We start from the raw sequence: 587 nt of genomic DNA on the forward strand, positions 1-587 counted from the left end.
ATGCTCCGCGCGGCGGTTTCGGGCGGCCCGCCGATGGCGCCGAGCGACGCGGTCCGCCTCGTGGCGGCGACGAGCGCCCCCGCAGCTTCAAACCTCGCGATGGCGGCGGCTTCAACGACCGCGCGGAACGTCCGGCTTTCAATCGTGGCGAGCCGCGTGGGGACAAGCCGGCGGGATTCCGCAGCGAGAAGCCGGCCTTCAATCGTGGCGGCGACGATCGTCCCGGCGGCGGCCGGCCGGGCGGGTTCAAGCCCGGCGGCTTCAAGGGAGCGGGCTTCAAGGGCCGCTCCGACGACCGCCAGGGCGGCGACCGTGACATCGGCGCCGAACGCTCGGGCGCCGATCGCGGCGGCTTCCGGCCCGGTGGCAAGCCCGGTGGGTTCGGCAAGCCCGGTGGGTTCGGCAAGCCCGGTGGGTTCGGCAAGCCCGGCGGATCGGGCAAGCCCGCTGGGGCCGGAAGGCCGGGCGGCTTCAAGGCCGGTGGTTCGTCCCGTCCCGGCGGTTCGGCCAAGCCCGGTGGGTTCGGCAATCGCGGCGGTGGCGCGGGCGGCAAGCCCGGTGGCGGGGGCGGACGTCCGCCCCGTGGC

The 587-nt window shown here is 76.0% G+C and carries 1 pseudogene; it reads left to right on the top strand.

Annotated features, from left to right (window positions below):
* Window positions 1-587, top strand: a pseudogene (locus FV220_RS25210) (RNA-binding protein); the annotation flags it as partial.

Origin of the sequence: Methylobacterium sp. WL19 (assembly GCF_008040005.1) — a bacterium.
In the GTDB taxonomy this organism is placed as follows: domain Bacteria; phylum Pseudomonadota; class Alphaproteobacteria; order Rhizobiales; family Beijerinckiaceae; genus Methylobacterium; species Methylobacterium bullatum.